The sequence below is a fragment of the Microvirga sp. Mcv34 genome, assembly GCF_024519725.1.
Taxonomy (GTDB): domain Bacteria; phylum Pseudomonadota; class Alphaproteobacteria; order Rhizobiales; family Beijerinckiaceae; genus Microvirga.
Genome location: NZ_JALJRK010000233.1, coordinates 1 through 1,495, shown reverse-complemented (window position 1 = coordinate 1,495; position 1,495 = coordinate 1). Strand labels below are relative to the sequence as shown.

General features: G+C 66.6%; 1 protein-coding gene. It reads right to left on the bottom strand.

What is annotated here, in order from left to right:
- Nucleotides 1-52: 52 nt before the first annotated feature.
- Complete coding sequence (gene tnpA, locus OC446_RS31200) at nucleotides 53-529, bottom strand: IS66-like element accessory protein TnpA (protein ID WP_410055177.1); 477 nt, start codon at nucleotides 527-529, stop codon at nucleotides 53-55.
- Nucleotides 530-1,495 lie beyond the last annotated feature (966 nt).

Here is a 1,495-nt window from a genome sequence, read left to right as displayed (position 1 = left end):
ATATCGACCGGCTGGCAGGCCAGATACACCTTCGTTCCCGCAGCGATCTGGATCACGACTTCGCACCGAGGGCCGAAAGAACACGCCGCAGCGCCCGCTCGTTGACAAAGGCGTCAACCCGAACACGCGCACCGTTTGGCAGGTCGATCTCAATCACGCCAGGCCGCTCCTCCAGCATCGGCGTTCTGGCCGACCGCTCGGCTCTCGGCTGTGGCGAGCTCTCCGCCGGAGTGGCGTCCAGCGGGCGAAGCGCCGGCATCGTGATCGCGGGCCCTTCATCGTCGCACGTCCCGAAGACCCCGATCGGAATGAACTCATTGTGCGATGAAGCCTCCGGGAGAAGCACCAGAGAAGCCGGACGGGGCCCCAGTTTGCCTGCTTCTGCAGCCCGGATCCAACCGAAAAGCTGATTGTTGTTGACGCCGCGCCGACGGGCCACCTCCGCGACAGCGGTTCCCGGGAGCCTGGCCTCCTCGACAAGCCGCCACTTCTCCTCCGTGGTCCAACTGCGTCGACGACGAGGCTCCATCTCTGACATGCATGCCGCCTAAGTGTCCGCTGCAATCTTCGTGGACACTTATCTCATCCTGATCGCCGCTTCGGTAGGCGGCCATGACGCCACGCTTACCGCACTGCTGGCCGGCGACGCCCGCTTAAGGCACGATAACGATATCGAAGAGGAGCGAACAAGCGGCTCACCTGCTGAAGTAAGTCAGAAGCGGCTGACGGGCGCCGCACCGCCCCTACCGCGAGCGCGAGCGCGCCGGAGAGCTTGTGCCGCCAACGCCCCCTGGCACCCCGTTGCGCCGGATGTGTCCGCCGCGCCTCGATCGCTCGCGGATGGCCACCCCCGGCCTGGTCGGCAGCGCCGCGGGACCCGCCGACGGCCCGGCCGAACCGACCGGCTAGGCCGGCGCCTGTTCCGGACGGGTGGTGGCCGTCCCAGGGGTTGACGCCCCGCCCATTCCGGATGTGCCGCCATCCGGGCCCGCCAGTGCCGCCCATCGCACCTCCCGCGCCGGCGCGTGCGGCCGCACCTCCCGCCGCCAGCGCCCCGTGCTTCATGCTTTATGAGGGTCTCCTCTCCAGTGCGGCGGAAGCTGCATGCGCGGTTGCACCGAGCAACGCAGGCTCGGGCTGTGCGTTCGTGCGTTCCCCCCACTGTCCTCGGTTCACCCAGGCGCGCCGAGAGAGCCTCCAATTCTGGAGGCCCGCTGGGTCAGTTCTGGAGCGAGAAGCGGATTGGCGCGGTGACGTGGAACGAGCCGCCCGGCGGTGGGGGCAGGCTGACCGAGGCCATCAGGGGCCAGCGCAAGATTTGTTCCTGATTATACGCTAAGATAGAACAAATCAGGAACTCGCCTTTCCTTGACGATCCATTGTCCGGCGCCGAGCGCACTTACTGGGAGGTAGCAGCCCGGCGCTCTCAGCGATTAGCCGGAACCCTGCTGGTAACGATACCCAGAAGGTAACGTGTGGATACGCAGGGTAGCAG

What these genes read in the sequence shown, in the direction of transcription:
- tnpA (WP_410055177.1), bottom strand. Translation starts at nt 529, where the DNA reads ATGGAGCCTCGTCGTCGACGCAGTTGGACCACGGAGGAGAAGTGGCGG.